The 1394-nt window shown below is 67.4% G+C and carries 1 protein-coding gene and 1 pseudogene; one reads left to right on the forward strand and one right to left on the reverse strand.

The genetic code is table 11. The features are described 5' to 3' along the window. Positions 1 to 6: 6 nt before the first annotated feature. Positions 7 to 975, reverse strand: coding sequence for a Bug family tripartite tricarboxylate transporter substrate binding protein (locus I5M_RS18130; protein WP_022722695.1), 969 nt, complete (start codon positions 973 to 975; stop codon positions 7 to 9). A 200-nt stretch (positions 976 to 1175) separates the two neighbouring features. Between I5M_RS18130 and I5M_RS18135 the strand changes: the two are divergent. Further along, positions 1176 to 1394, forward strand: a pseudogene (locus tag I5M_RS18135) (glutamate 5-kinase); the annotation flags it as partial.

Genomic DNA, 1394 nt, shown 5'->3' on the forward strand with positions numbered 1-1394 from the left:
GTACGATCAGTTCGTGATCTTGTAGCCCGTCTCTTTCACGATCGACCCCCACAGCGCGACGTCGTCGGCGAGCTCCTTGGTCAGCCCTTCAGGCGTCGAGCCGACCGGGATCAGGCCGATCTTCATCAGCCGCTCCTTGACGTCCGGCTTGGCCATCGCCTTGGCGACGGCGTCGCTGAGCTGGCGGGCGAAGTCGGGCGAAGCTCCTGCCGGCAGCCACATGCCGTACCAGCCGTCGGCGACGAGATCGATGCCGCATTGCTTGAGCGTCGGCACATCGGGCAGGAACGGCGAACGCTCGGCGCTCGACACCGCCAGGATGCGGACGCCGCCGGCCTGATGCTGCGGGATCGCGTCCGACAGCGTCACGATGCCGAACGGAATGTGGCCGCCGATCAGATCGGTGATGATCGGCGCGCTGCCCCGATAGGCCACGCGGGTCATCTTGATGCCCAGCACCTTCTCGAGCTTCGAGCCGGTGAAATGCGGGATGGTGCCGTTGCTCGGAACGCCGAACACCGCCTTGTCGGGATTGGCCTTGATCTCGGCCACGAAGCTCGACCAATCCTTTGCGTCGATGCCCTTGCCGACCACAACGGCGAATTCGAACCGCGCCAGCAGCGACACCGGGACGAAGTCCTTCGCCGTATCGAAGCTCGGCGTCGTCTCCACCATCGGCAGCAGGTACATGGTCGGCCCGGTCGTCACCAGAACGGTGCTGCCGTCAGGGCTGGCGCCCTTGACGGCACGGATGCCGAGCAGGCCATCGGCGCCGGTGCGGTTTTCGACGATCACGGTGCGATCGAGGGTGGGGGCGATCTCCTGCGCGATCGCCCGGCACAGCGTGTCGCCGCCGCCGCCGGCCGCGAACGGGAAGATGATCTTGATCAGCGGCCCGGATTCGGCCCGTGCCCGCCCGGCCGCGAGCGCAACCGGCAGCACCAGACATCCACCCAAGAAGCCGCGTCGATCCATCCCAAGTCCTCCCCTCACTCTGGCTTATTGGGGCCAGAGACTATCCGAAAGCCGCAAGCTATGGGAATGGCCGCCACCGGACAGAGCAAACGCCTGGTCGAGCCATCTATCCCTCCGCCGGCTCGCTTGCGCCTCTCCCGCGGCTGCTGCACAACGAGCCGCATCTGCGGCCCGCCGCGTCACCCCATCAAGCGTCTGCCATGTCCTCCCCCAAGCTCCACGATTTCCGCCGCATCGTCGTCAAGGTCGGCTCCTCGCTGCTGATCGATTCGGACGCCGGCGAGGTCCGGGCGGGCTGGCTCGCCGCGCTCGCCGCCGATATCGCCGAACTGCATCGCGGCGGCCGCGACGTGATGATCGTCTCCTCCGGCTCGATCGCCCTCGGCCGCAGCCGGCTCAAGCTGCCGCGCGGTGCGCTG

Source organism: Rhodopseudomonas sp. B29 (assembly GCF_000333455.1).
In the GTDB taxonomy this organism is placed as follows: Bacteria; Pseudomonadota; Alphaproteobacteria; order Rhizobiales; family Xanthobacteraceae; genus Rhodopseudomonas.

What these genes read in the sequence shown, in the direction of transcription:
- I5M_RS18130 (WP_022722695.1), bottom strand. Translation starts at nt 975, where the DNA reads ATGGATCGACGCGGCTTCTTGGGTGGATGTCTGGTGCTGCCGGTTGCG.